The organism is Mesobacillus jeotgali (assembly GCF_002874535.1).
Lineage (GTDB): Bacteria > Bacillota > Bacilli > Bacillales > Cytobacillaceae > Mesobacillus > Mesobacillus jeotgali.
Map to the genome: position 1 here is coordinate 4,672,390 of NZ_CP025025.1, position 24,239 is coordinate 4,696,628.

Annotated in this window: 24 protein-coding genes; 22 read left to right on the forward strand and 2 right to left on the reverse strand. The window is 44.8% G+C overall.

Annotated features, from left to right (window positions below; genetic code table 11):
* Positions 1 to 53: 53 nt before the first annotated feature.
* The 8 genes from CD004_RS23375 (at position 54) to CD004_RS23415 (ending at position 9,824) form a co-directional block, all read left to right on the forward strand.
* Positions 54 to 1,010, forward strand: a complete 957-nt coding sequence (locus CD004_RS23375) for an ABC transporter substrate-binding protein (protein WP_102264903.1) — start codon at positions 54 to 56, stop codon at positions 1,008 to 1,010.
* A complete protein-coding gene (locus CD004_RS23380; RefSeq protein ID WP_102264904.1) occupies positions 976 to 2,037 on the forward strand; it encodes a FecCD family ABC transporter permease in 1,062 nt (353 codons plus the stop codon). The genes CD004_RS23375 and CD004_RS23380 overlap by 35 nt, the downstream gene beginning before the upstream one ends.
* Positions 2,034 to 3,476 carry a heme ABC transporter ATP-binding protein gene (locus tag CD004_RS23385; protein ID WP_102264905.1) on the forward strand — a complete coding sequence of 481 codons (1,443 nt, stop codon included), beginning with the start codon at positions 2,034 to 2,036 and terminating at the stop codon, positions 3,474 to 3,476. The genes CD004_RS23380 and CD004_RS23385 overlap by 4 nt, the downstream gene beginning before the upstream one ends.
* A gap of 52 nt (positions 3,477 to 3,528) precedes the next feature.
* Positions 3,529 to 3,912, forward strand: a complete 384-nt coding sequence (locus CD004_RS23390) for a VOC family protein (protein WP_102264906.1) — start codon at positions 3,529 to 3,531, stop codon at positions 3,910 to 3,912.
* 1,118 nt (positions 3,913 to 5,030) lie between these two features.
* Positions 5,031 to 6,503: a SulP family inorganic anion transporter gene (locus CD004_RS23400; RefSeq protein WP_233434909.1), complete on the forward strand. Its 1,473-nt coding sequence runs from the start codon at positions 5,031 to 5,033 to the stop codon at positions 6,501 to 6,503.
* 89 nt (positions 6,504 to 6,592) lie between these two features.
* A complete protein-coding gene (locus CD004_RS23405; RefSeq protein ID WP_102264908.1) occupies positions 6,593 to 7,012 on the forward strand; it encodes a universal stress protein in 420 nt (139 codons plus the stop codon).
* 289 nt (positions 7,013 to 7,301) lie between these two features.
* A complete protein-coding gene (locus CD004_RS23410; protein ID WP_102264909.1) occupies positions 7,302 to 8,384 on the forward strand; it encodes a D-alanine--D-alanine ligase in 1,083 nt (360 codons plus the stop codon).
* A 60-nt stretch (positions 8,385 to 8,444) separates the two neighbouring features.
* Complete coding sequence (locus CD004_RS23415; protein ID WP_102264910.1) at positions 8,445 to 9,824, forward strand: UDP-N-acetylmuramoyl-tripeptide--D-alanyl-D-alanine ligase; 1,380 nt, start codon at positions 8,445 to 8,447, stop codon at positions 9,822 to 9,824.
* A gap of 132 nt (positions 9,825 to 9,956) precedes the next feature.
* Here CD004_RS23415 and CD004_RS23420 read toward each other — a convergent pair whose 3' ends face one another.
* The gene (locus CD004_RS23420) at positions 9,957 to 10,142 is read right to left on the reverse strand and encodes a hypothetical protein (protein WP_102264911.1); all 186 of its coding nucleotides are present in this window, start codon (positions 10,140 to 10,142) and stop codon (positions 9,957 to 9,959) included.
* A 159-nt stretch (positions 10,143 to 10,301) separates the two neighbouring features.
* Here CD004_RS23420 and CD004_RS23425 point away from each other — a divergent pair, with 159 nt between their 5' ends.
* The 5 genes from CD004_RS23425 to CD004_RS23445 all read left to right on the forward strand — a co-directional run bounded on the left by CD004_RS23425 (position 10,302) and on the right by CD004_RS23445 (position 16,137).
* A complete protein-coding gene (locus CD004_RS23425; protein WP_102264912.1) occupies positions 10,302 to 11,012 on the forward strand; it encodes an alpha/beta hydrolase in 711 nt (236 codons plus the stop codon).
* 333 nt (positions 11,013 to 11,345) lie between these two features.
* Positions 11,346 to 12,827, forward strand: coding sequence for a degradosome RNA helicase CshA (locus CD004_RS23430; protein ID WP_102264913.1), 1,482 nt, complete (start codon positions 11,346 to 11,348; stop codon positions 12,825 to 12,827).
* 320 nt (positions 12,828 to 13,147) lie between these two features.
* On the forward strand, positions 13,148 to 14,113 hold the full coding sequence (gene uvsE / locus CD004_RS23435; RefSeq protein WP_102264914.1) for a UV DNA damage repair endonuclease UvsE: 966 nt from the start codon (positions 13,148 to 13,150) through the stop codon (positions 14,111 to 14,113).
* Positions 14,114 to 14,213: 100 nt separating this feature from the next.
* Entirely contained in the window at positions 14,214 to 14,696 is a 483-nt protein-coding gene (locus CD004_RS23440; RefSeq protein WP_102264915.1) for a PH domain-containing protein, read from the forward strand.
* Positions 14,689 to 16,137: a PH domain-containing protein gene (locus CD004_RS23445; RefSeq protein ID WP_102264916.1), complete on the forward strand. Its 1,449-nt coding sequence runs from the start codon at positions 14,689 to 14,691 to the stop codon at positions 16,135 to 16,137. Before CD004_RS23440 ends, CD004_RS23445 begins: the two co-directional genes overlap by 8 nt.
* Positions 16,138 to 16,200: 63 nt before the next feature.
* Here CD004_RS23445 and CD004_RS23450 read toward each other — a convergent pair whose 3' ends face one another.
* On the reverse strand, positions 16,201 to 16,785 hold the full coding sequence (locus CD004_RS23450; protein ID WP_102264917.1) for a rhomboid family intramembrane serine protease: 585 nt from the start codon (positions 16,783 to 16,785) through the stop codon (positions 16,201 to 16,203).
* Positions 16,786 to 16,942: 157 nt separating this feature from the next.
* Here CD004_RS23450 and acpS point away from each other — a divergent pair, with 157 nt between their 5' ends.
* The 9 genes from acpS (at position 16,943) to CD004_RS23500 (ending at position 24,208) form a co-directional block, all read left to right on the forward strand.
* Positions 16,943 to 17,296: a holo-ACP synthase gene (gene acpS / locus CD004_RS23455; protein WP_102264918.1), complete on the forward strand. Its 354-nt coding sequence runs from the start codon at positions 16,943 to 16,945 to the stop codon at positions 17,294 to 17,296.
* A gap of 191 nt (positions 17,297 to 17,487) precedes the next feature.
* Positions 17,488 to 18,501, forward strand: a complete 1,014-nt coding sequence (locus CD004_RS23460) for a LolA family protein (RefSeq protein WP_102264919.1) — start codon at positions 17,488 to 17,490, stop codon at positions 18,499 to 18,501.
* Positions 18,502 to 18,753: 252 nt separating this feature from the next.
* Positions 18,754 to 19,911: an alanine racemase gene (alr, locus tag CD004_RS23465; RefSeq protein WP_102264920.1), complete on the forward strand. Its 1,158-nt coding sequence runs from the start codon at positions 18,754 to 18,756 to the stop codon at positions 19,909 to 19,911.
* A gap of 193 nt (positions 19,912 to 20,104) precedes the next feature.
* Complete coding sequence (locus CD004_RS23470; RefSeq protein WP_031308192.1) at positions 20,105 to 20,386, forward strand: CopG family ribbon-helix-helix protein; 282 nt, start codon at positions 20,105 to 20,107, stop codon at positions 20,384 to 20,386.
* Positions 20,387 to 20,390: 4 nt separating this feature from the next.
* Positions 20,391 to 20,741 carry a type II toxin-antitoxin system endoribonuclease NdoA gene (gene ndoA, locus CD004_RS23475; protein ID WP_041967053.1) on the forward strand — a complete coding sequence of 117 codons (351 nt, stop codon included), beginning with the start codon at positions 20,391 to 20,393 and terminating at the stop codon, positions 20,739 to 20,741.
* 852 nt (positions 20,742 to 21,593) lie between these two features.
* Positions 21,594 to 22,427: an RsbT co-antagonist protein RsbRA gene (locus CD004_RS23485; protein WP_102264922.1), complete on the forward strand. Its 834-nt coding sequence runs from the start codon at positions 21,594 to 21,596 to the stop codon at positions 22,425 to 22,427.
* Complete coding sequence (locus tag CD004_RS23490) at positions 22,424 to 22,780, forward strand: STAS domain-containing protein (protein ID WP_041967776.1); 357 nt, start codon at positions 22,424 to 22,426, stop codon at positions 22,778 to 22,780. The genes CD004_RS23485 and CD004_RS23490 overlap by 4 nt, the downstream gene beginning before the upstream one ends.
* A gap of 4 nt (positions 22,781 to 22,784) precedes the next feature.
* Entirely contained in the window at positions 22,785 to 23,186 is a 402-nt protein-coding gene (locus CD004_RS23495; RefSeq protein ID WP_041967777.1) for an anti-sigma regulatory factor, read from the forward strand.
* Positions 23,187 to 23,197: 11 nt separating this feature from the next.
* A complete protein-coding gene (locus CD004_RS23500; protein ID WP_102264923.1) occupies positions 23,198 to 24,208 on the forward strand; it encodes a PP2C family protein-serine/threonine phosphatase in 1,011 nt (336 codons plus the stop codon).
* Positions 24,209 to 24,239: the final 31 nt, after the last annotated feature.

A 24,239-nucleotide genomic window follows, 5' to 3' on the forward strand; every position in this document is an offset into this window, starting at 1 on the left:
ATCTCCCCTTCAGGTGGAGATGTTTTTTTATTGAAAAATTGGAGGAGAAGCAAATGAAAAAAATATTATTGTTGATGATGGCAGCAGTCATGATCCTGGTTGGCTGTGGTACTGAAGCACAGCCTGAAAAGAATGAAGGCGAAAAAACTGCGCAGGAGCAAAAGTCGGGTTTCCCCGTCACTGTAAAAGATGCGCTTGATGAAGAAGTTGTCATTGAAGAAAAGCCAGAAAAGATCATCTCCCTGATTCCGAGCAACACTGAGATCGTTTACGCGCTCGACAGCGGAGATGCGATCGTCGGTGTCACGGATTTCGACAATTACCCAGAGGAAGTAATGTCGAAGGAAAAAATCGGAGGTATGGAATTCAATATTGAGAAAATGATTTCTCTGAAGCCAGACCTCGTCCTTGCCCCCGGGTCTACAGCGGACACTGTAAAAGAAGGCCTTCAGCAATTGAAGGACGCAGGAATTGCTGTTGTTGTTGTGAACGATGCGCAGTCATTTGAAGAAGTGTATCAATCAATTGAAATGATTGGCCAGGCCATCGGTGAAACAGATAAGGCAGATGAACTTATTGAAAATATGAAAAACAGTTTTGCAGAACTGAAGAAGAAAGCCGAAGCCATCAAACCTGAGGAGCAGAAGACAGTATTTGTCGAGGTTTCCCCTGAACCGGAAATCTACACAGCCGGCAAAAATACCTTCATTAATGAAATGCTTGAGTTGATTGGAGCAAAGAATGCAGCCGGAGATATGGAGGGCTGGCCGAAGGTTGACCCGGAAGCAATCGTTGAGCGTAATCCCGATGTTATTGTGACAACCTATGGTTACTACACAGAAAAGCCGATCGAACAGGTTCTTGCCCGAGCAGGCTGGAATAATGTAAAAGCAGTCAAGGACCAGCAGGTATTCGATGTTCACTCTGACCTCGTAACCCGTTCAGGCCCAAGGCTCGCTGAAGGAGCAGAGGAGCTTGCAAAAGCCATTTATCCGGACGTTTTTAAATAATAAAGGGTTTGCATATATCATTTCAACAGCATTTTTGATCATTTCGATGCTGTTGGGCATATCAATCGGAACGGTTTCCATCCCTGTACCCGCTATTATTGAAATCATTGGTGCTGAGATTTTCCGCTTTCAGGGCCAGGGAATCGATTCGATGCATGAAAGCATTGTCATGGATATCAGACTGCCGCGCGTCTTGCTGGCAGGACTCGTCGGTGCGTCCCTGGCAATTGCCGGTGCGGCGTTCCAGGGCCTGCTCCGCAATCCGCTAGCTGACCCATATACACTGGGGATTTCATCAGGAGCTTCAATAGGTGCGGTCATCACGCTGTTTTTTGGAATCTCATTACCGCTTCTCGGGGCATTCACGTTGCCGGTGCTGAGCATTTTGTTCGCATTCGCAACCGTGTTGTTTGTGCTGTTTTTTGCCCGGAGAGTCGACAGGCTGCTCAGAGTTGAGACGATTATATTGACTGGAATTATTTTAAGTTCATTTCTCGGGTCATTCATATCATTGATGATCGCGCTTTCCGGCGAGGAGCTGCGGCAAATCATTGGCTGGCTGCTTGGCAGTGTCTCGATGCGCGGTTGGGAGTACATCAAAATTATTTTTCCTTTCTTTATTATTGGTTTGGTGATTTTGCTGGCAAATACCAGGGAATTAAATGCAATGTCCTTCGGTGAGGAACGGGCGCAGCACCTTGGTGTCAATGTCGAGCGCCGCAAACTGCTGATTTTATTGTCTGGTTCTCTTTTAACTGGCTCAGCAGTTGCGGTATCAGGGACTATCGGCTTTGTCGGTCTCGTCATCCCGCATCTGACAAGGACAGTCTGGGGGCCGGACCATCGTCATTTACTGCCGCTATCCGTTTTGATTGGCAGCGGCTTCCTGATTCTTGCCGACCTTGTATCGAGGACAATCATCGCGCCATCAGAATTACCGATTGGCGTGATCACGGCCTTGATAGGAGCTCCGGTTTTTGCATTGATTTTAATGAGAAATCGTAAGGAAAGAAGTGCTGGCCGATGATTAATGTGGAGAATTTGACAGGCGGATATGCGGGCGGAGAGGTGTTAAAAGGAATCAATTTTGAGGTTGGAAAAGGGGAGTTGTTTGGAATCCTTGGCCCTAATGGCAGCGGAAAAACAACGCTTTTAAAAATGATCAGCGGAGCTCTGGATTTCAGAGAAGGTTCTATCAATGTTGATGGGCGTCCGTTGACTCAATACTCACCAAAGCAGCTTGCAAGGATGATAGCCGTCCTGCCTCAGCACGGTGAACAGGCCTTTCCTTATTCGGTAAAAGAAACCGTTTCACTCGGACGCTATGCACACCAGAAAGGCTGGTTCAATAGCTGGCGTGATGAGGATGAACAGATTGTCCAGAAGGTGATGGACCAGACAGGGATAACTCGCCTTCAGGACAAATCGATCGTGGAATTGTCCGGCGGTGAAAAGCAGCGGGTATTTCTCGCGCAGGCGCTTGCTCAGCAGCCCAGGATCCTCCTGCTTGATGAGCCAACGAACCACCTCGACCTCAGCTTCCAAAAGGAATTGCTCGACTTGCTGAAAAAATGGGCGGCGGAAGAGGAATTGACGGTTGTCTCGATTTTTCATGACTTGAATCTGGCTTCATTATATTGTGACAGGCTGCTGTTGATGGAAAATGGGGAAGTTTTGATAGTTGATACTCCTGCTGAGGTTTTAAAGGAAGAACGAATTAAAAAAGTATATAAAACCCAGATCAAAAACCATCCGCACCCGGAAATTGCCAAGCCGCAATTGCTGCTGGTTCCCGAAGAGGATGGTGGTCATGAGGTTGATTTTAAAATAGACGCCAGGTTTCTCGATGTCGGGCAGGACAGGATTGTCCTCCAGTCACCGGTGAAATTGAGGACGATGTCTTCCGGAATCACCGGTGCCGGGATCGGCTGGCACAGTTCGTTCGTACACCGGGTTGTTCCGATGGAGTATGACTGCAGCGACCATAAGGCGGAAATGGCTGAGTATTTGCAGGAGAATGGCTTCCTGCCAAGCGAGACAGTGGGGATGATGACGGCTGTACCCGCAGAGACAGCATCATACCAACTGTTTGAGGCTGACGGCCTTTCCATTTTCATCATTGTCTCGGCCGGGAATACCCATCGTGACAGACCGCGGAATATCAATACATGGCTGTTCATTAACGGCAGGATTTCCGAGGAGGCTTTTATCCAGAGCGCAATGACCGCGGCAGAAGCGAAAATAAGCGTTTTGAATGAGCTTGAGGGAAGTGGGGCTGGTATTTCTGGCCAGCCAGCTGGCATTTCGACAGACAGCATTTGCATTGCTGCAACACAGCAGGGGGAGTCAATTTCCTATGCAGGTACTGCCACCCCGCTCGGCAAGCTGATCAGTGAAGGGATTTATACCTGCACGAAGGAAGCGATATTGAAGTACAGAGCCAGTAAAGCCGCGTTCAAGCATTAAATGAAGGAATTATATCATTGAGTCTCGAATTCTTTTTTTAGAGGTGATGATGATGGAATTGAAAATGGGCTATGTCATTTTATATGTGGCTGATCTGGAAAAAACAAAGCATTTTTACGGTGAGCTGCTTGGCCTTAAACTTCGAAATGAATTTGGCACCTATATCGAGTACGAAACCGGCAATACCGTCCTATCGATGAATACAAGGGAAGGCGGCCGTGAAATCACAACACTCCCAATCCCGGATGGAGTAAGGAAGGAACAAACCTTCGAGCTCGGATTCGTAACAGAGGATGTTGCAGGAACAGTGGAGAAACTGCGTTCAGCAGGGGGCCCAATCCTGCTCGAGCCAACCGAAAAACCATGGGGCCAGGTCGTTGCCTATGCAGCCGATCCGGATGGCCATTACATTGAAATATGCACCCCGATTGGGTGACCACGATTCCTGCAGTTTTTTGACTGCAGGAATTTTTTCTTTTAGTCAAAATTGATATTGAATGCCAAAAGAGGGATGTAGAGTTAATACTATAGGCCCAGCCCGAAAAAGGTCACATAGAAAAGTTCTATAAGCCCGAATTGGCGCAGGAAGCGAAAAAAGGTCACATAGAAACATTCTATAAGCTCAAATTGGTGCAAGAAGCGAAAAAAGGTCACATAGAAAAGTTCTATAAGCCCGAATTGGTGTAGGAACCCGAAAAAGGTCACATAGAAGAGTTCTATAAGCCCGAATTGGTGCAGGAAGCGAAAAAAGATCACATAGAAACATTCTATAAGCCCGAATTGGTGTAGGAACCCGAAAAAGGTCACATAGGAAAGTTCTATAAGCCCAAATTGTCGTAGTAAGTAAAAAAAGGTCACACACAAAAGTACTATAAGCCCGAATTGGTGCAGGAAGCGAAAAAAGGTCACATAGAAAAGTTCTATAAGCCCGAATTGGTGCAGGAAGCGAAAAAAGATCACATAGAAACATTCTATAAGCCCGAATTGGTGTAGGAACCCGAAAAAGGTCACATAGGAAAGTTCTATAAGCCCAAATTGTGGTTGTAAGTAGAAAAAGGTCACACAGAAAAGTTCTATAAGCCCGAATTGGTGCAGGAAGCGAAAAAAGGTCACATAGAAAAGTTCTATAAGCCCAAATTGGGGTCGGAATCAAAAAAAGGTCACATAGAAAAGTTCTATGAGCCCAAATTGGTGCAGGAACCTGAAAAAGGTCACATAGAAAAGTTCTATAAGCCCAAATTGTGGTTGTAAGCAGAAAAAGGTCACATAGAAACATTCTATAAGTCCCAATTGGGAAGGAGTATAAAAAAGTAGCATAGAAAGCCTTTCAAGCTTGAAGGAAGCAAAGCAAGAATGGCGATTTTACAATTTAAGGTTTTTAACGTATCTATGTGAAAAATGGAGATATCAATCGATATTTGTAGGAAAACATGAAATACAACGCTTACAACAATGGTTGCTAGTTTTTATAAATATGTTATGATAAATTCTGTTTTTATCGGACCCGGCTTGCTTGAGAGTAGGAAGCCACAAAAACTATTAAGGGGTGTTTACTTGAATACTACTACAATTAAAGAACAATGGTTTGGCAACGTTAAAGGAGATATCCTTGCGGGAATCGTCGTTGCGCTTGCTTTGATTCCTGAAGCGATCGCCTTTTCGATTATTGCTGGCGTTGACCCAATGGTAGGACTTTACGCTTCATTTGCGATTGCTGTGACAATCGCGATTGTCGGCGGCCGTCCTGGCATGATTTCAGCAGCGACCGGTGCGATGGCGCTGTTGATGGTGACGCTTGTTGCTGACCATGGTTTGCAATATTTAATGGCAGCTACGATTTTGACAGGTCTCCTGCAGATTCTGTTTGGTGTGTTTAAATTAGCGAGGTTCATGAAGTTCATTCCGCGTTCCGTTATGATTGGCTTCGTTAACGCACTTGCAATTTTGATTTTCATGGCACAGCTAGAGCAGTTTGTAGACGCAACATGGGTAATGTATGCAATGGTGGCGGGCGCGCTTGCAATCATTTATCTCTTCCCGCGTATTACTAAGGCTGTTCCGTCTCCGCTTGTGGCGATTATCGTCATTACGGTGTTAGCACTTATGACAAAGAGTGATGTAAGAACAGTTGGTGATATGGGGAATCTGACTTCAGCATTGCCAACATTCTTGATTCCAAATGTACCTTTTAACCTTGAAACGTTAAAAATTATTTTCCCTTACTCATTGGCTTTGGCGATTGTCGGCTTGCTTGAATCATTGCTGACTGCTTCGATCGTCGATGATATGACTGATACTTCTAGTGATAAGAACAAAGAAAGCCGCGGCCAGGGGATTGCGAATATCGTTGCAGGATTATTCGGCGGTATGGCAGGCTGCGCAATGATTGGCCAGTCCGTAATTAACGTTAAATCTGGCGGCCGAGGCAGATTGTCTGCTCTTGTCGCCGGTACTTTCTTGATGTTCCTGATTATTGTTCTAGGTAATATTGTCGTGCAAATTCCGATGGCAGCACTTGTTGGCGTCATGATCATGGTATCAATCGGAACGTTCGACTGGTCATCAATCAAAGGTATGGCAAAGACCCCTGTTACAGATTCAATTGTCTTGGTTGTCACTACTGTAACAACAGTTTTCACCCATGACCTATCAAAAGGTGTATTCGCCGGAATCATCTTGAGTGCAATTTTCTTCGTAGCGAAAATCTCCAAGGTGAAAGTCACATCAACATTTGATGTTGCAATGAGTCGCCGTACGTATTTCGTAACTGGACAAGTATTCTTCGCATCAGTAACGGACTTGGTTGAATCCTTCGATTTGAAAGAATCAGCCAAAGAAGTCGTAATCGACCTGACACATGCCCATGTTTGGGATGACTCAGCAGTTGCTGCAATTGATAAAATCGTCATTAAATTAAGAGAGAATGGAACTTTGGTCCGCTTGCATGGCCTCAATGAACCAAGTTCACACTTGATTGACAAGCTAGCCGTTCACAAACAGGAAGGTGCCAAGCTGTCCGGACATTAAAACGTAAAATATATCCTAGGAAAGCACGTTGACGAATCAGCGTGCTTTCTTTATATATAAGATAATGAAATAAATTCGGGAGGAATGGCATGTTTAAAAGAATCTTGTTAGCTTCTGATGGTTCTGACCATTCAGTGCGCGCGGCAAAAAAAGCGGTGGAATTAGCGAAACTTAGCGGCGATAGTGAAATAACAGTGGTATATGTAGTCGATGGACAAACATCTAAAGAGGACGTTCTTCATAATGCGGATCGTGCGGTCGTCGAGGAAAAAAGAAAAATCAGGCTCCAGCCAGTAACCAACATGCTAGAAGAAGAGAGCTTGAACTTCAGGTATGAAAAATTGCTCGGTGAACCAGGTCCAGCAATTGTCGACTATGCTAACAAAAATCAATTTGATGTTGTCGTCGTCGGCAGCCGCGGCTTGAACGGCCTGCAGGAAATGGTCCTTGGCAGCGTCAGCCATAAAGTCGCTAAACGAGTAAAAGCACCTGTGTTAATCGTAAAATAAGCTGCGCTCAGATGCATCTGAGCGTTTTTTCTTTGAATGCATGTTAACAATTATTAAAACAGGGGTTTGGTCATTCACAGACTTATCAAATCTTTCATATGGTAAATTAGGCATTTTCATCAAGAATCTATGTCTATTGGAAATTTTATCTTGGCTGCAGGTTTCATGCTGTCAAAACAGGAAATAGTATAGCTGGAGAGCAAATATTAAATATTGATAACAATTCCTTAATTAAAAAATAAAGTGGTAAAATAATAAACGGATTGAATTTTATTGGAGGTCTATTTTTATGAAGACAAGAATCGGGCTGCTGTATGGCGGCAAATCGGCTGAACATAAAGTATCGATGCAGACGGCTTTGGCTGTGACGAAAGCATTGGATTTTGAAAAATTCGAGATTTATCCTATATACATAACGGAGGAAGGAGAATGGGTCAAGGGTTCTCAGCTCGGCGCTCCTGCAGAGAATGTAAAGGCGCTTGAGTTTTCCGATAACTCCAACCTGCCGACTCCTTCATTTACACCGGCATTATTCCAGGCGGGCGGTGCAGAATCCGGGAACACTCTTGATGTCATCTTCCCATTGCTTCACGGACCAAACGGTGAGGATGGAACGGTTCAAGGCTTGCTTGAATTATTGAACCTTCCTTACGTTGGCAATGGTGTCCTTGCTTCAGCTGCAGGCATGGATAAAATCGTCATGAAAAATGTTTTTGCACAGGCGGGACTGCCTCAGGTGGACTATGTGTCCGCTCTAAGAAGTGAGTGGGAAAAGGACAGTGAAAAGATATACGGCCTTGTGGAAGAAAGACTAGGCTACCCATGTTTTGTAAAGCCGGCCAACCTTGGATCAAGCGTAGGAATCAGCAAGGCTTCCAGCAAGCAGGAGCTTGAGGAAGCGTTCAAAGAAGCCTTCCAATTCGACCGTAAAATCATCATTGAACAGGGTGTCGTCGCGCGTGAAATTGAAATAGGCGTTCTTGGCAATGATGAACCTGAATGCTCGGTAGTTGGCGAAATCGTCCCTAAGAAGGATTTCTATGATTACAAAGCGAAATATGAAGATGGCGATACAGCGATGATCATTCCTGCTGAAATCACGGAGCAGCAATATGCTGACCTGAAAGAAATGGCAATCACTGCTTTCAAGGCGCTGGATTGCTCAGGCCTTGTCCGCGCCGATTTCTTCCTGACAAAGGATGGCCAGCTTCTGATCAATGAAGTCAATACAATGCCTGGTTTTACGCCATTCAGCATGTTCCCGTTACTGTGGAAGCATACCGGCGTTGAATACCCTCAATTAATTGAAAAGCTCGTGAACCTTGGAATCGAACGCCACGCTGAAAAACAGAAGATCAAATATACTTTTTAACACATAGATTATCCAGGGATACGGCTTGGCCGTGTCCCTTTATTTCAGGAGGATATGAATATGATCCAAAAACCAATATCAGAAATCGCCAAAATGGCAGGAGCGTTGAATGATGTAAGTCAATACGGCGATGTCATCGTTAAAGGCGTTTCAATCGACACTCGTAAAATTGAAGCAGGAAATTTATTTGTTCCTTTTAAAGGGGCTCGGACAGATGGCCACAATTTTGTTGCGGATGTCATCGAGAATGGAGGAGCTTCAGCGGCATTTTGGCAAAAAGATGTCCCGAATCCTCCGGAGGATTTGCCGATCATCATTGTGGAAGACACAACTACTGCCTTGCAGGAACTGGCAAGAAGCTATCGCAACTCCTTAGATATCAAGGTTGTCGGGATTACCGGCAGCAACGGAAAAACGACAACGAAGGACATGACGGCAAATCTGCTGGCGCAAAAATACAAGGTGCAAAAGACGGAAGGAAACTTCAATAACCACCTTGGCCTTCCGCTTACACTTCTTCGTTTGCGAGAAGAAACGGAAGTCGCCGTGCTTGAGATGGGTATGAGCAGCAAAGGTGAGATTGAATTTTTAACGAAAATGGGCCGGCCGGATGCCGTAATCATCACAAATATCGGTGAATCGCATCTGCTCGACCTTGGCTCAAGGGAAGCGATTGCTGATGCGAAGCTTGAAATCATCGATGGCCTTCAGGAAAATGGACTGATCATATTCCATGGAGACGAGCCGCTTTTGCAAGAAAGGCTGAAGGATTATACAGGTAATGGTCAGCTGAAAACCTTTGGTGCAAGCCAGGATAATGACCTTTATCCGGTCAGCATCGAATCGATCGAAAATGGTAACAAATTCAAGACGAACGCCGGTGAAGAAACCTTCTATCTGCCGGTACTCGGCAACCATAATATCCTTAATGCGCTGGCAGCCATGCTTGCAGCAGAATTCATTGGCGTTCCTTTTGAAAAAATGAATGACGGCTTCGCGAGCTTGAAACTGACGAATATGAGGATGGAGCTTTCCGAGGGTGCTCATGGTGAAAAAATCATCAATGATGCCTACAATGCGAGTCCGACATCCATGAAGGCAGCAATTGACCTTGTTGCCGATCTTTCAGGATACAGCCGAAAAATCCTTGTGCTTGGTGACATGCTTGAACTAGGGCCGTTGGAGGAAGAATATCATTACAAAGTCGGAGCTTCTCTGGATGCTGAAAAAATCGCCTATGTTTTCACATATGGAAAGCTCAGCGAATCAATTGCCAGAGGTGCAAAGGAAGTCCTTGGCGACGACAGAGCATTTTCATTCCAGGATAAACAGCAGCTGAGCAATGAACTGAAGAGATACGTAACAGGGGAAACAATCGTTCTTGTAAAAGGTTCACGTGGAATGGCGCTCGAAGAAGTCGTCCATGCATTACAGAAATAATGACCCACAAAAGATGTCCTGCCTGCCAGGGCATCTTATTGTTGTAGAGGAAATTATAAAATAATTTCGTTGTGCATAACTATGTGCTTTTTCTTAATCCAGCTCCAGCGCCTAGCCCCTCGAGTCGCTTGTCTAGCTGCGGCTCCTAACTCCTCGAGACGCTTGTCTAGTGTCGCCTCCTAGAAACTCCGAAACTTCAACTCCGCCGGCAGAAGCATAAAGCGCTTCTTTGACGGAGTCTCCAGTTTCTGCGTTTCTGGACAGTCGGCTATACTTTTCGGTTTCGGTCTGCCCAATAAAGTCAAAGAACGACTTCACCGGTCGGCCCTCCACCCCTTGTCGGGGCTGAACGAGGCGCTTGCGCTTTTTGTTCTTTTTAACGATATGATTACAAAAGGCATTATAAAGGAATTTTCGGGTTAAATGATTTAAAATGGGGAAAGATTAAATACGAGAAAAACTAATGGGTGATTGGTTATGATAGGTTGTCTGTTGATACATGGTTTTACCGGGTCTCCATTCGAGGTTGAACCACTTGCCCAGTCATTGAAAGAGAGGACCGACTGGAAAATAGTTGTTCCAACCCTGCCTGGCCATGGAGATGAGCTTAGATTGAAGGGAATCAAGCATCATGAGTGGCTTGATCATGCCGAGAATGAACTTAAGGCGCTATTGAAAAAGTGTGATACCGTGTATGTTGTCGGATTTTCGATGGGCGGGCTGATTGCCAGCTATCTCGCCTCGAATTATCGGGTTGACAAGCTTGTCCTGCTCAGTGCGGCTGCTTATTATGTAAATCCGAAACAGCTTGCTTCTGACATCAAGGAAATGATGAGGGACACGGTAAAAGGAAAATTAAAAGAAAATGAGTTATTCAAGCGTTACACAAGAAAAATTAAAGAAACACCCATGACCGCTACCTTGCAGTTTCGCAGGCTTGTGAGCAAAATCAAGCCTATTCTCAACGATGTGAAGGTGCCTACATTGATCGCGCAAGGTGAGAGTGACGGCATCGTCCCCCCGAAAAGCGCCCATTACTTATATGAAAATATTGGCGCAAAAGAAAAACGGCTGATTTTTTATAAGAACTCCAAACATCTGATTTGTCACTGTGATGAAAAAGAACACTTATTTGACGAGGTATATGATTTTTTGACCTCCAAACCGAGAGAAGAAATTAGGAACTGAAGCAATTCCTCAAAAATTGCTTTTCCTTCCTAAAGATGGTATGATGAATATTGAGTGTCTAACTGAGAAAATCCTTTAAGCGGACATACTCCCGTGTTGGAGAATGTCTTTTTTTGCTAATATTTCAGGTTCTGTGCTTCAGCTTACGATTGTATATGCTGATTCAGCCCTGCTTAAAACACAAGGTGCGAACACCTATTTTGCCGCACAGGTACGATAAATTTGACCAGAATCAGAAATGGTTTGGATCCTTAAACAGCCACTTAAAATAAACGAAGCATTGGCGAGAAGCCGGTGCGGGATAAATGTGAACATAAAGGAGAATGAGCAAAGTTGACAATGTTCCAAGACATGGGCATTAGCCCCGCAACATTAAAAGCTGTAAAGAATATGGGTTTTGAGGAAGCAACGCCAATTCAGGCAGAGACGATTCCAATCAGCCTTCAGAATAAAGACGTGATTGGCCAGGCGCAGACAGGTACTGGTAAGACTGCTGCTTTCGGTATTCCTCTAGTGGAAAAAATCAAGAAAGAAAACCATACTATCCAGGGAATCATCATCGCGCCAACTCGTGAATTGGCAATCCAGGTTTCCGAGGAATTATACAAAATCGGTGCTGGCAAGAGAGTGGGCGTTCTTGCAATCTACGGTGGCCAGGATATCAACCGCCAGATCCGTGCATTGAAAAAAGGGCCTCACATCATCGTCGGAACGCCAGGACGACTTCTTGACCACATTAACAGAAAGACAATCCGTCTTGATAATGTCGAAACTGTCATCCTTGACGAAGCAGATGAAATGCTGAACATGGGCTTTATCGAAGATATCGAATCAATCCTTGCGAAAATCCCTAGCGAACGCCAGACACTATTGTTCTCGGCAACAATGCCAGGACCAATCCGCAAGATCGCTGAGCGCTTCATGAAGGACCCTGAGGTCGTTCGTGTCAAAGCAAAGGAAATGACAGTTCCTTTGATCGAGCAATACTATGTTGAAGTACAGGAGAAGAACAAGTTTGATGTTCTTACTCGACTGCTTGATATCCAATCTCCAGAATTAGCAATCATCTTCGGACGCACGAAGCGCCGTGTTGATGAGCTTGCTGAAGCGTTGAACCTGCGCGGCTATACTGCAGAAGGAATCCACGGTGACCTAACGCAGGCGAAGCGTATGTCTGTTTTAAGAAAGTTCAAGGAAGGTTCAATCGACGTGCTTGTTGCGACAGACGTGGCAGCTCGTGGACTTGATATTTCCGGTGTAACGCACGTTTACAACTTCGACATCCCGCAGGACCCTGAAAGCTATGTACACCGTATCGGACGTACTGGCCGTGCAGGTAAAGAGGGTATGGCGATCACATTCGTTACACACAGAGAGACTTCTTACCTTCATGTAGTGGAAAAAACGACTAAACGCCGTATGGAAAAAATGACTGCTCCAACCTTGGACCAAGCACTTGAAGGCCAGCAAAGAGCAGTTGTTGACAAGATTACACAAACAATCGAGTCAAATAACCTTCAATACTACCGCCAGGCTGCAGATGAGCTTTTGAAAAATCATGATGCTCAAACAGTCGTTGCTTCCGTATTGAAAATGCTGACTAAAGAGCCTGATACAACTCCTGTTAAGCTTACTGAGGAAAAGCCTCTTCCAAACAGAAGAGACAAAAAGCCTCAAGGAGACCGCAGAAGATACGATAACAGAGGCGGCGATGGACGCAATAAAAAGCCTTATAAGCCACGCTCTGGAACAAAACGCACAGGTGGCGGCGGCAGCAGAGAAGGCGGCAGCTACAAATCAAGATCATCACGCTAAAATAAACATTAAATCCCCGGTTTTTAATTGAACCGGGGGTTTTTTATGTGCTTTTTTCAAGTGAATGACCAAGTAAGTTCGAAATTTGATCTATCCAACCAGCTATTTCATGCCCTCTGAATGGAATATAGACCAAAACTAAGATAATTCGACCACATTTCAAAAAAATTCGACCACATTCCGAGATAGTTCGACCACTTTTCAAGATAATTCACTCACATTTCACATGAATTCGACCAACCTCATACTAAGCAGTAATTTTACCAATCCCAATCCCACGAATTTGGGCATACTACCAATAAAAACGGGGGGTGGCTGAAATGACGATCGTCAGGCTTGGTTATGTGGCGATGAGCGAGGAACTGAAGAATGCTTCGCCGTCACAGACGATGACTTTCAAGCAATTCCAGGGAATTAAGGACAGGGAAGCGGCCATTAATAAGCTGGAAAGAATTGCGGTGTCCAATCTTGAAAACTGTCTGCGTCTATTAAGGCATAGCAAAGCGAACGAGATTCACTTTTTCCGGCTGAGCTCGAGGCTCATACCACTTGCCAATCATGAAGAGCTTTCCGACTGGAAGTATATGCGCGCGTTAAAAGAGCCATTAAAGGACATTGCAGAATTTTTACAAGATAATCCGATGCGTGTTGATTTTCACCCGGACCATTTTGTCCTGCTGAATACGTTGAAACCTGAAACTCTGAACAATTCAATCAAGACGCTTGCGATGCATCATGCGTTATTGAAGGGAATGGAGATCGACCCCGAGCATCGCTGTGTTCTCCATGTGGGCGGCGTTTATGAAAACCGGGAAAAAGCGCTTGAGCAATTTATTCATAATTGGGGACTGGTTTCCACAAGGCTGCAAGACATGATCATGCTTGAAAATGATGATACATCGTTCACGCTCCACGATACGCTTTACCTATGCGAAAAGCTTGCGATCCCGCTGGTGTTCGATTATCACCATCACCTGGCCCATCATGAGGACATTAATTGGCAGGAGCAATGGGGGCGGATCGTCGGGACATGGGAACACTCGAAGCTGCCAGTGAAAATGCATATTTCAAGTCCACGCTCGGAAAAAGAGTTCAGGGCGCACGCCGAATATGTGGATGCGGAGATGTTCATGGATTTTCTTCACGGGATAAAGGGCTCCGTCCCGGAAATTCACTGCATGATCGAAGCAAAAAAGAAGGATCTTGCTCTGTTCAAACTTGCTGAGGAATTAAAGCAAATGCCGGAAGTTGAAGTCATTGATGGCAGCAGCTTTATGATGAAATAATTCGGGATATCTCATTTTCCTCCCAATATAGTGCCATACATATGTGTTGTTGTTGTATACTTAGGAAGGTGCTATTAATTGGAAAATGGGAGGAGACTTTATGACGATTTCTGAGCCGCAAAAGCGGATTTCCGAACAGGCATTGACTGTATGGAAAATTGCAGCAACCCTTCATTCCCTGGTGGTATGGGTATTAGCGGGCGGTCTGATCGCCATTACGCTTATTTTTGATTTTCCTGAATGGATTATCGCTGCAGCAATAGCTGTGGCTGTTGTATATAGCTATTTATTTATCATTTTACTGCCGACCTTGCGCTGGAAACGCTGGCGCTACGAAGTGAGGGAGCAGGAAATTGAACTTCAATACGGTGTATTTATCATTAAGAGGACGCTCATTCCGATGATCCGTGTCCAGCATGTTGATACACAGCAGGGGCCTTTGCTGAGGAAATACCGATTATCGACGGTGACGGTTTCAACAGCTGCAACCATCCATGAAATACCTGCGCTTGATATGGAGGAAGCTGAAAATTTAAGGATTTCCATTTCAAGGCTTGCAAGGGTGGCGGATGAAGATGTCTGATCCGAAAAGGCTGCATCCGATCGCTGCTGTCGTCAATGCGCTCCGCCAGCTGAAGGAAATGATCATTCCTTTTCTGATCTTCGTCGTTTTCGGGAGCAGGGGAACAGATTGGGATCTGTTTTACTTCATTGGTTCGATTGGTGTTGTAGTGCTGGTGTTAGTTTATGGAGTTTTGTCGTGGTACAGGTTTACATATCGCATCGAGCAAGGTGAATTGCGAATTGAATACGGATTGATCGTAAGGAAAAAGCGCTATATTCCATTCGACCGAATCCAAAGCCTGGATTTATCAGAAGGAATTTTACAGCGGCTATTCGGCCTTGTAAAGGTGAAGGTGGAGACAGCCGGCTCCGGTGGAATGGGGCTGCAGGATGGAGAGGCGGTCCTCACGGCGATCACAAAGCAGGATGCGCAAGCAATCCATGACTATCTGGTATCCATTAAAAAGTCGGGACAAATCCCACAAGGAGAAGAAGAGCCGCAATCATCCGATGACCTTCTATATAAAATGTCGGTTTCAGAGTTATTGATGCTGGCGACAACATCAGGCGGAGTCGGTGTTGTCATTTCCGCGGTGTTTGCGTTCGTTTTCCAATTTGAAGAGTTCATTCCTTATGAGCAGATTTTTGACGGGGTCGAGCACTTTGTCCAAAACGGTGTCGTTTTTATCAGTGTCGTGGTCTTTCTCGGGTTCCTGCTTGCGTGGATGATCGCCCTGTTTGGCACGATGCTGAAATACGCTAATTTTACCGTGAGAAAAGTGGATAATGATCTTGTCATTACACGTGGATTGCTGGAAAAACGCCAGTTTACGATTCCGCTTAACCGAATCCAGGCAGTCCGCATCAGTGAGAACCTTATAAGGCAGCCGCTAGGTTATGCTTCGGCATATGTAGAAAGTGCAGGAGGTTCGGCACTTGACCAGGAAAGTTCCAAGGTGCTGATCTTGCCGATCGTGAAAAAAAGAAAAATCCCCGGCCTGCTTGAACCGCATTTGGCAGAGTACCACTTCCGTGTCAGCATATCACCAGCACCACAGCGGGCTTACAGCAGATACTTATTGAAAGGCTGGCTATTCACGCTGCCGATCATCATTGTTGCCATCTGGTTTTTGAGACCTTGGGGCTTTGGCGCGCTGCTCCTGCTTCCAATATCGGCTTTATGGTCTTACCTAAACTATAAAGATGCAGGCTGGAGCCTTGATCAGGGAATGCTGACCTTTCGATACCGGAATATTGTCAAGAGCACAGTGTATATGAGGAAAAATAAAGTCCAGTCCTTCAGCGTCAAAGAAAGCTTTTTTCAGCGGAAAAAGAATCTGGCTACCGTCGAGGCGATTGTCAAGTCAGGGCATGGCGGTGCTGGCGGCAAAGTCATTGACCTTGAGAAAAGGCATGTCGACATGATTTATCATTGGTACTCACATGAAACCGCTGAGTAAACGCGCTTTGTTCATATCATAAATTTGCTGGAAACGAAAAAAGCGCCCCTGAGGCGCTTTTTATTACCTTCTATAAATGGCGGCTCCGGTCAGGAAGCCTGCGAGCATGCCAAAGATATGAGCGGTAATATTGATATTCGACTGGACGAATGTCATAACTACAGCAATAATGGCGATGGTCATAATTGTCTGGGAGTTTTCACGCGACATCATGGCTTTTCGGAACATTATGATAGAAATATAGAAACCGAACAGCCCGAAGATTGCCCCGCTCGAGCCGACATGTGTGTATGTCAGTGGCTCGAGGATCAGCGTAGCGATGTTTGCGGCGATGCCTGTAGCCAAGTACAGCAGGATGAATTTAGTTTTGCCAAGCAGCTGCTCGAGTGCCGGGGCGAACAGAACGAGTGAGAAACTGTTGAACAGCATATGCGCAAAACCTGCATGCATGAAAATGGGTGTGACTAGCCGCCAGTACTCCCCGTTCACAACGTACAGGTTCACACCTGCTAAAAGTCCAAACAGGTATTTACTCGGAAAAATTGGCAATGCCGTCAGCAAGTATAATAAGATATGGATGGTAATGATGATTGAAATAACCGGGTAAAGCCTGATGAAGTCACGCAAGCTTTCAGTTCTTGTAAACATGGAAACCTCCTCGGTCCTCTTTGTCGTGAGGATCGGATATTTGAAAATATAGAGTTCGTTTGCGTAAAAGTCCTAATTTTAAGGATAGCCCTAATCGGCGAAAGTTGTACACTATTTTCTATGCGGCATTCATCTTTTTTAGAAGGGAACTGAAAAAATGATTATCGGAACGGGAATCGATATCGTGGAAATTGGCAGGATCCGCAAACTGGTGGAATCACAGCCGCGTTTTCCAGAGCGAGTTTTAACAGAAAAAGAACGAGAAGTTTACAGACAATATAATGAGCGGAGAGGAATTGAATTCCTTGCTGGTCGCTGGGCGGCAAAGGAAGCTTTTTCGAAAGCGAAAGGGACTGGCATCGGCAAGGAATTGTCCTTCATGGATATCGAAATCGAATCTGACCCGCACGGCCGTCCTATTGTCACGAAGCCTTATATGGAGGGAGTCCACCTCTCGATTTCACACAGTGAACAATACGCTATTGCGCAGGTGGTAATCGAAAAAATTTAAAGTGCTTGTCAATCTCGGGGGCATATTCGCCCAGGTTGTCTCATATATTCATAATGCAGTAAGGGAGACAAGGCTAGGGCGGCGAGAACATGGCTGCACGAAGACTACTCAAGCAATTTTGCAGCCAGTGTCTTATTCCTGTCCTTTCTTTCCCTTTACACGTTTAAATGAGACTAAAAGGGGTTGGAAGAATGAAGAAAAGGTTATTGCTGCTTCTCGCCGGGCTCATGGTTATATTTGCTCTGGCTGCCTGCGGGACAAAATCACAGGAATCTGTGGTTAAGGAGTTGGATGGAACGCTCGAAGATCTGAAGAGCTACAAGGCTAAGGCAAAGATGACATTGCAAATGGGTACCGAGCCTCAAGTGTACGATGTGGAGATTTGGCACAAAGATCCGTCATTTTACCGTGTGAACCTAAAGAATGCCCAGAAAGACCAGAGCCAGATGATCCTCAGGAATGAAGAAGGAGTATTTGTTTTGACGCCTGCCCTTAACAAAAGCTTCAAATTCCAGAGCGACTGGCCGAAAAACAGCAGCCAGGCGTACCTTTACGAATCTTTAATCATGGATATCCTCGAGGATAAGCAAGCGAAATTCTCGGCGACGAAGGAACATTATGTGTTCGAAACGAAAACAAGATATCAGAACAACAAAATGCTTCCGATCCAGGAAATCAAGCTGAACAAAAAGAGCCTGGCGCCAGTCAGCGTCAAGGTGATGGACCCTGACCGTAATTCGCTCGTTACGGTTGAATTCTCCGATGTGAAATTCGACGCAAGCTTTGATAAAGATGCGTTTGATATGAAGAAAAACATGACAGGTGCACAGCTTGATGTTCCGGTTATGGCAGAAGGTGAAGACAAGGAATTCACTGTGAAGTATCCAGTCGCTGAAATCCCTGGCGTGACATTGATTGATGAAAAGGAAATTACGACAGAGAACGGAAAGCGCGTGGTGCTCACATATGACGGTGAAAAATCATTCACGCTGATCCAGGAAAAAGCAGACGCAATGCCTGCCATGTCCTCTGCGATCAACATGACTGGAAAGCCTGTCGACCTTGGTTTCACAATCGGTGCCATGAACGAAACTTCGGTGTCATGGACCCATCTAGGAGTCGATTATATGCTAGCTTCAACAGACCTATCACCAGAAGAATTGGAAATGGTGGCTAAATCCGTCCTGGCTGATATGGAAAAATAAAATTCCGAATGCAGGCTCAGTGTAACCTGGGCCTGTTTTTTTATGGGTTAAGGGATAAAAACAGATTTTAAGGAATAAAATTCGAGTTTTAAGGAATTCGGAATAAAGAGTGCTAGAGCTTAATCCACGTATCTCCGCCTCGAAATTCGGGCTCCAAAAACCCATATATATTATCCATTTGACATTGAGTTCTTTCGGTTTGATAATAAAACAATATAAATAACGTTCGGATTGAAGGAAGTGGAGTTTTCGTTGGAGGAGCAAGGATTTTTTTACCGTGATACATGGGCGGAGGTTGACCTGGATCGGGTCAAGATGAATGTAAGAGAGATCAAGGGTCATCTGCCTGAGGATGTTGAATTTATTGCAGTTGTGAAAGCCAATGCTTACGGACACGGGGATTCGCAAGTGGCCGAGGCGGCATTGGAAGCGGGAGCATCAATGCTTGCAGTGGCGTTCATGGATGAGGCGCTAGCGTTAAGGAAAAAACGGATTACTGCTCCGATTCTCGTGCTTGGGGCAAGCAGACCTGAAGATGTGAATATCGCCGCTGAAGAAGGGATCATTCTGACCGTTTTCCAGGAGGAATGGCTGGTAAAAGCGCAGGAAGTATTGAAAAAGGATTCAACTCTTATGCTTCATATAAAAATAGATACAGGAATGGGCCGGATCGGGATTAGGTCTATCGAGGAATTGAAGGCAGTTGAAAGACTGATTGAAGAAGATGCGAGATTACAGCTTCACGGGCTATACACCCACTACGCGACAGCGGATGAACTGGATGATTCGTATTTTAACAAGCAGCTCGCCTTGTTCAGGGAAATGCTGAGCGCGATGGAAAAGCAGCCTCCGGTCGTCCACAGCAGCAATAGTGCCGCAGCTTTGATGCACGCAGATGCACAGTTCAACGCTGTAAGAGTAGGGATTGCAATGTACGGACTAGCGCCATCAATGGAAATACAACCAGAGTTACCGGTAGATTTGCAGGAGGCATTTACGCTCCATTCGAGGCTCGTGCATGTTAAGAAGCTGGAAAAAGGAGAAAAGGTCAGCTACGGTGCAACCTATGAAGCACCAGAAGAAATTTGGGTAGGAACGCTTCCGATTGGGTATGCTGATGGATGGATACGCAGACTTCAGGGCCAGGAAGTACTGGTCGATGGCAAAAGATCGCCCATCATAGGGCGAATTTGCATGGACCAATGCATGGTGAAGCTTCCGAATGAAGTTCCAGTCGGGACAATCGCGACCCTGATTGGCAGCCAGGGAGAAGAGACAATCTCGATCAATGAGATTGCCAGCAAGCTAGAAACAATCAACTACGAAGTCCCATGCATCATTTCTTCCAGGGTCCCTCGACTGTATAGGCAGGACGGCAAAGTAGTCGATTTAAACAATTCGCTGTTATAAGACACAACCAATAATTAACAAACCTGTTCAATTTGGCTAAAAACCTGAATAAAACACTATTTTTTGGGCGGATAATACAGAAGAATTGCGGATTTATCTTTGCATCTTGCATAAATAGTGATAAGATTAGAAATGGTAGAGAGATAACGAACTTAATAATGGTATGTAGTGATGATGGTGGAGGTGTATGTTTGTGTCTGAATCCAGCGCAACAACGGAGATTTTGGTAAAGTTACCGCAGCATCTTTTAAGTGAACTAGATGGATTTGTTAAGCAAGAGAACGTAAACCGCAGCGAATTTATTTATCAGGCAACAAAAATGTTTTTGCGTGAGAAGAAAAAGAGACAAATTCGTGAATCCATGAGACGTGGCTATATGGAAATGGCCAAAATTAATCTGACCATTGCATCTGAAGCATTTCAAGCAGAATACGAGGCAGAACACACAGTTGAACGTCTAGTCAGCGGAGGATAATCCTTTGATTGTCAAACGTGGTGACGTCTATTTTGCAGACCTATCCCCAGTTGTTGGTTCAGAGCAAGGCGGAGTTCGCCCTGTCCTGGTCATCCAAAACGACATCGGGAATCGGTTTAGTCCCACAGTCATTATCGCAGCGATCACAGCACAGATCCAAAAAGCCAAGCTTCCAACACATGTAGAAATTGATGCGAAGCGGTACGGTTTTGAACGAGACTCGGTCATCTTATTGGAACAAATACGCACAATTGACAAACAGCGCCTAACCGATAAAATTACCCATCTCGATGACGAAATGATGGAAAAAGTGGATGAAGCCCTTCAGGTAAGTTTAGGTCTTATCGAATTCTAAATGAACAGCACGCTCTTTAAAGAGCGTTTTTTTGTAACCGAACACCTGGCCTGCCAGCAGGCCTTATACATAACCATAAAATAAAAACGGATGTTTTCCTGTGTGGAGAGGCAAGCTTAGCGGCATGTCTCTTTTTTAGTTGCCCGGGATGATTGGGCTGGTTATGGAAGTAAAAAGCTGGGGTTGTGTGACAGGTTCGCCCGGGAAAGCGGAAAAGCTGTCAAGAAAAGCTCGGAATCGTGACAGGTTTGGCGGGGAAAGTGGAAAAGCTGTCAAGAAAAGCTCGGAATCGTGACAGGTTTGTCTGTGAAAGTGGAAAAGCTGTCAAGAAAAGCCCGGAATCGTGACAGGTATGGTTGTGAAAGTGGAAAAGCTGTCAAGAAAAGCCCGGAATTAAGACAGGTTCGCCCGGGAAAGCGGAAAAGCTGTCAAGAAAAGCTCGGAATCGTGACAGGTTTGGCTGTGAAAGCGGAAAAGCTGTCAAGAAAAGCCCGGAATTAAGACAGGTTCGCCGGGAAAAGTGGAAAAGCTGTCAAGAAAAGCTCGGAATCGTGACAGGTAACTCGCCTGACATAAAAGGGAAGATGCTAATCGCACTTCCTTAACCAGCACAAGAATTTAAAGCAATAAAATTGAATCCAAGAAAAAAGGAATAATAAGAATATCCGTCATGCAATATCCGTTGAATCCTGTCGATAAGTTGATTTTATTTGACGAAAGAAAACTGTTATCATTAAATGGAGATATATAATCTGGATTTTATGAATATTTATTTACAGTTTTAAAATTGGTTTACAATTGGACGGAATAGGGTAATGTAAAATTTTGTTGTGATAGAATGGGGAGGATGAAATGAATAAAATAATTTCAAATTACATCCAGGCTCACAAGCAAGAGATCCTGGATCAATGGATAGATAGGACAAAGGAAGAAGCGGATGATCGGGTAATCCGTCTTGTATCGGATCGGGTTTTTCAATCTACGAGCAAGGAATTCATCGACCTCATTATCTCGAATTTTAAAGGCACGAGTGAAGAGTATAATGAAAGGCTGACTGATTTCGCTGAAAAAGTTGTCAGGCTTGGCTGGCCGTTGACGTTTGTCACGAAAGGTCTTCATACCTTTAATTTGATTGTTTTTGAAGGTATGCAGAAAGAAGGCGTCGTAACCCAGGAGAATCAGATGGACATTGTATACGAGTTTGACCGCTGGGCAACTCCTATGAATAATGAAATCGTCAGCGTATATTCATCAACATGGGAAAGAACAGTTTCCCTCCAGAAAATTGCCTTGCAGGAGCTTTCGGCTCCGCTCATTCCAGTGTTTGAGGGAATTACAGTAATGCCATTAGTCGGTACGATTGATACCGAGCGGGCAAAGCAAATCATGGAAAACCTGCTTAAAGGTGCGGTGAAACACCGTTCCGAGGTGGTCCTGATTGATATTACAGGAGTACCTGTCGTAGATACGATGGTTGCCCACCATATTATCCAGGCAGCAGATGCTGTCAGGCTCATTGGTGCCAAGTGCATGCTCGTAGGGATCCGTCCTGAAATTGCGCAGACCATCGTGAACCTGGGCATTGACCTGAACCAGTTTACAACGAAGAATAACTTGAAAAAAGGAATTGAAGCAGCTCTTGAGCTGACAAATAAAAAAATCGTTTCATTGGAGGGAGCAAAGTGAGAATACCTATCCTAAAGCTGGATGATTGTCTGTTGGTTTCCATACAATGGGAGCTGGATGACCAGACTGCGCTTCAATTTCAAGAGGACTTGCTCCACAAAATTCATGAGACAAGTGCCAATGGAGTTGTCATTGATCTAACCTCAATTGACTTCATTGACTCTTTCATCGCAAAGGTCCTTGGGGATGTAATCAATATGTCCAAGCTCATGGGTGCGATTGTAGTCATTACCGGAATCCAGCCTGCTGTTGCCATAACGCTAATTGAATTAGGGATCGGCCTTGATGATGTCCTGACTGCATTAGATTTAGAAAAAGGTTTGGAGAAATTACAACAGGAATTGGGGGAATAGGTGAATGGACATCCAATCCTGCGTTACGATCATAAACGAATGGGACATCGTCGCAGCACGCCAGCTTGGCCGGAATGTTGCGAAAGAGCTTGGTTTTGGAACTGTTGACCAGGCGCGAATTACCACCGCCATCAGTGAATTGGCTAGAAACATCTACTTGTACGCCGGCAAAGGGCAGATTTGCATCGATAAATTATATGACGGCGGTAAAGCGGGATTGCGAATCAACGCAGTGGACAGCGGCCCAGGTATAAAAGAAATACGCCAAGTCATGGAAGATGGCTTTTCAACATCAGGAGGACTAGGAGCTGGCCTTCCCGGAGTGAAACGTCTAATGGATGAATTCGACATAGACTCAACACCCGGACAAGGAACACAGATCAAAGCGACTAAATGGCTCCGTTAGGGGGAAAAAGTATGGATTTCCGAGAAATGATGGAATCAAAGTATCGGGATATTCTTGACAATTATATAAAAGAGCAATCAGAACAAGCATTGTATGCAGGGCAGAAATTCAGCCGGAAGTCGATTGAACACAAAATCGCGCCGGAAGAAATCATCAGCGTGCATAAAAGCTTGCTTCTTGAAATGTATCCTGAACTGCCGGAAGATATTATGCATTCCTTTGATATCCTCCTTGAGGTGATGATTGGCTATGGAATTGCTTATCGAGAGCATCAAAGCTTAAGGCATCAGCAAGAGGAGCTAAGATCAGAGATGGAGATTGCCGCCAATGTTCAGCAAACCTTGCTTGGTACGAAAATCCCGATTGTGCCTGGGATTGATATCGGGGCAATAAGTGTTCCGGCTAAACATATGAACGGTGATTACTTCCATTTTGTCCAGGATGAGAACAATAATATCAGTGTAGCAATCGCCGATGTCATTGGGAAAGGGATTCCAGCAGCACTTTGTATGTCCATGATCAAGTATGCGATGGACAGCCTGCCAGAAAACCGGCTCGATCCGAGCAGCATCCTGGAAAACCTGAACAGAGTTGTTGAGCAGAATGTTGATCCAAGCATGTTCATCACGATGTTCTACGGAATGTTCAATCCTTCCAATAATATCTTCTATTATGCATCCGCAGGGCATGAGCCTGGCTTCTATTACGATTCCAAAAAGAAGGAATTCTCAGAGTTGGTCGCAAGAGGCTTACTATTAGGAGTGGACAAGCGGACGAAGTATACCCAGTATGAGAAAGAAATACTTCCTGGGGATATGGTGATCCTGATGTCTGACGGAGTAACAGAATGCAGGACAGAAGAAGGTTTCATCGAAAAGGAAACATTAATCGGATATATAAATAAATATATTCACTTAAATGCTCAGGAAATTGTCAATAATATCTTTAGGGAACTTGAAAAACTTCAGCATTTCCAATTGCGTGATGATTTTACCTTAATCATTTTGAAAAGAGATGTTTAATCGGGTTCCAAACCGGGTAAATCAAAAGAGC

What these genes read in the sequence shown, in the direction of transcription:
- CD004_RS23375 (WP_102264903.1), top strand. Translation starts at nt 54, where the DNA reads ATGAAAAAAATATTATTGTTGATGATGGCAGCAGTCATGATCCTGGTT.
- CD004_RS23385 (WP_102264905.1), top strand. Translation starts at nt 2,034, where the DNA reads ATGATTAATGTGGAGAATTTGACAGGCGGATATGCGGGCGGAGAGGTG.
- CD004_RS23390 (WP_102264906.1), top strand. Translation starts at nt 3,529, where the DNA reads ATGGAATTGAAAATGGGCTATGTCATTTTATATGTGGCTGATCTGGAA.
- CD004_RS23405 (WP_102264908.1), top strand. Translation starts at nt 6,593, where the DNA reads ATGTTTAAAAGAATCTTGTTAGCTTCTGATGGTTCTGACCATTCAGTG.
- CD004_RS23410 (WP_102264909.1), top strand. Translation starts at nt 7,302, where the DNA reads ATGAAGACAAGAATCGGGCTGCTGTATGGCGGCAAATCGGCTGAACAT.
- CD004_RS23415 (WP_102264910.1), top strand. Translation starts at nt 8,445, where the DNA reads ATGATCCAAAAACCAATATCAGAAATCGCCAAAATGGCAGGAGCGTTG.
- CD004_RS23425 (WP_102264912.1), top strand. Translation starts at nt 10,302, where the DNA reads ATGATAGGTTGTCTGTTGATACATGGTTTTACCGGGTCTCCATTCGAG.
- uvsE (WP_102264914.1), top strand. Translation starts at nt 13,148, where the DNA reads ATGACGATCGTCAGGCTTGGTTATGTGGCGATGAGCGAGGAACTGAAG.
- CD004_RS23440 (WP_102264915.1), top strand. Translation starts at nt 14,214, where the DNA reads ATGACGATTTCTGAGCCGCAAAAGCGGATTTCCGAACAGGCATTGACT.
- CD004_RS23445 (WP_102264916.1), top strand. Translation starts at nt 14,689, where the DNA reads ATGTCTGATCCGAAAAGGCTGCATCCGATCGCTGCTGTCGTCAATGCG.
- CD004_RS23450 (WP_102264917.1), bottom strand. Translation starts at nt 16,785, where the DNA reads ATGTTTACAAGAACTGAAAGCTTGCGTGACTTCATCAGGCTTTACCCG.
- acpS (WP_102264918.1), top strand. Translation starts at nt 16,943, where the DNA reads ATGATTATCGGAACGGGAATCGATATCGTGGAAATTGGCAGGATCCGC.
- CD004_RS23460 (WP_102264919.1), top strand. Translation starts at nt 17,488, where the DNA reads ATGAAGAAAAGGTTATTGCTGCTTCTCGCCGGGCTCATGGTTATATTT.
- CD004_RS23485 (WP_102264922.1), top strand. Translation starts at nt 21,594, where the DNA reads ATGAATAAAATAATTTCAAATTACATCCAGGCTCACAAGCAAGAGATC.
- CD004_RS23495 (WP_041967777.1), top strand. Translation starts at nt 22,785, where the DNA reads ATGGACATCCAATCCTGCGTTACGATCATAAACGAATGGGACATCGTC.
- CD004_RS23500 (WP_102264923.1), top strand. Translation starts at nt 23,198, where the DNA reads ATGGATTTCCGAGAAATGATGGAATCAAAGTATCGGGATATTCTTGAC.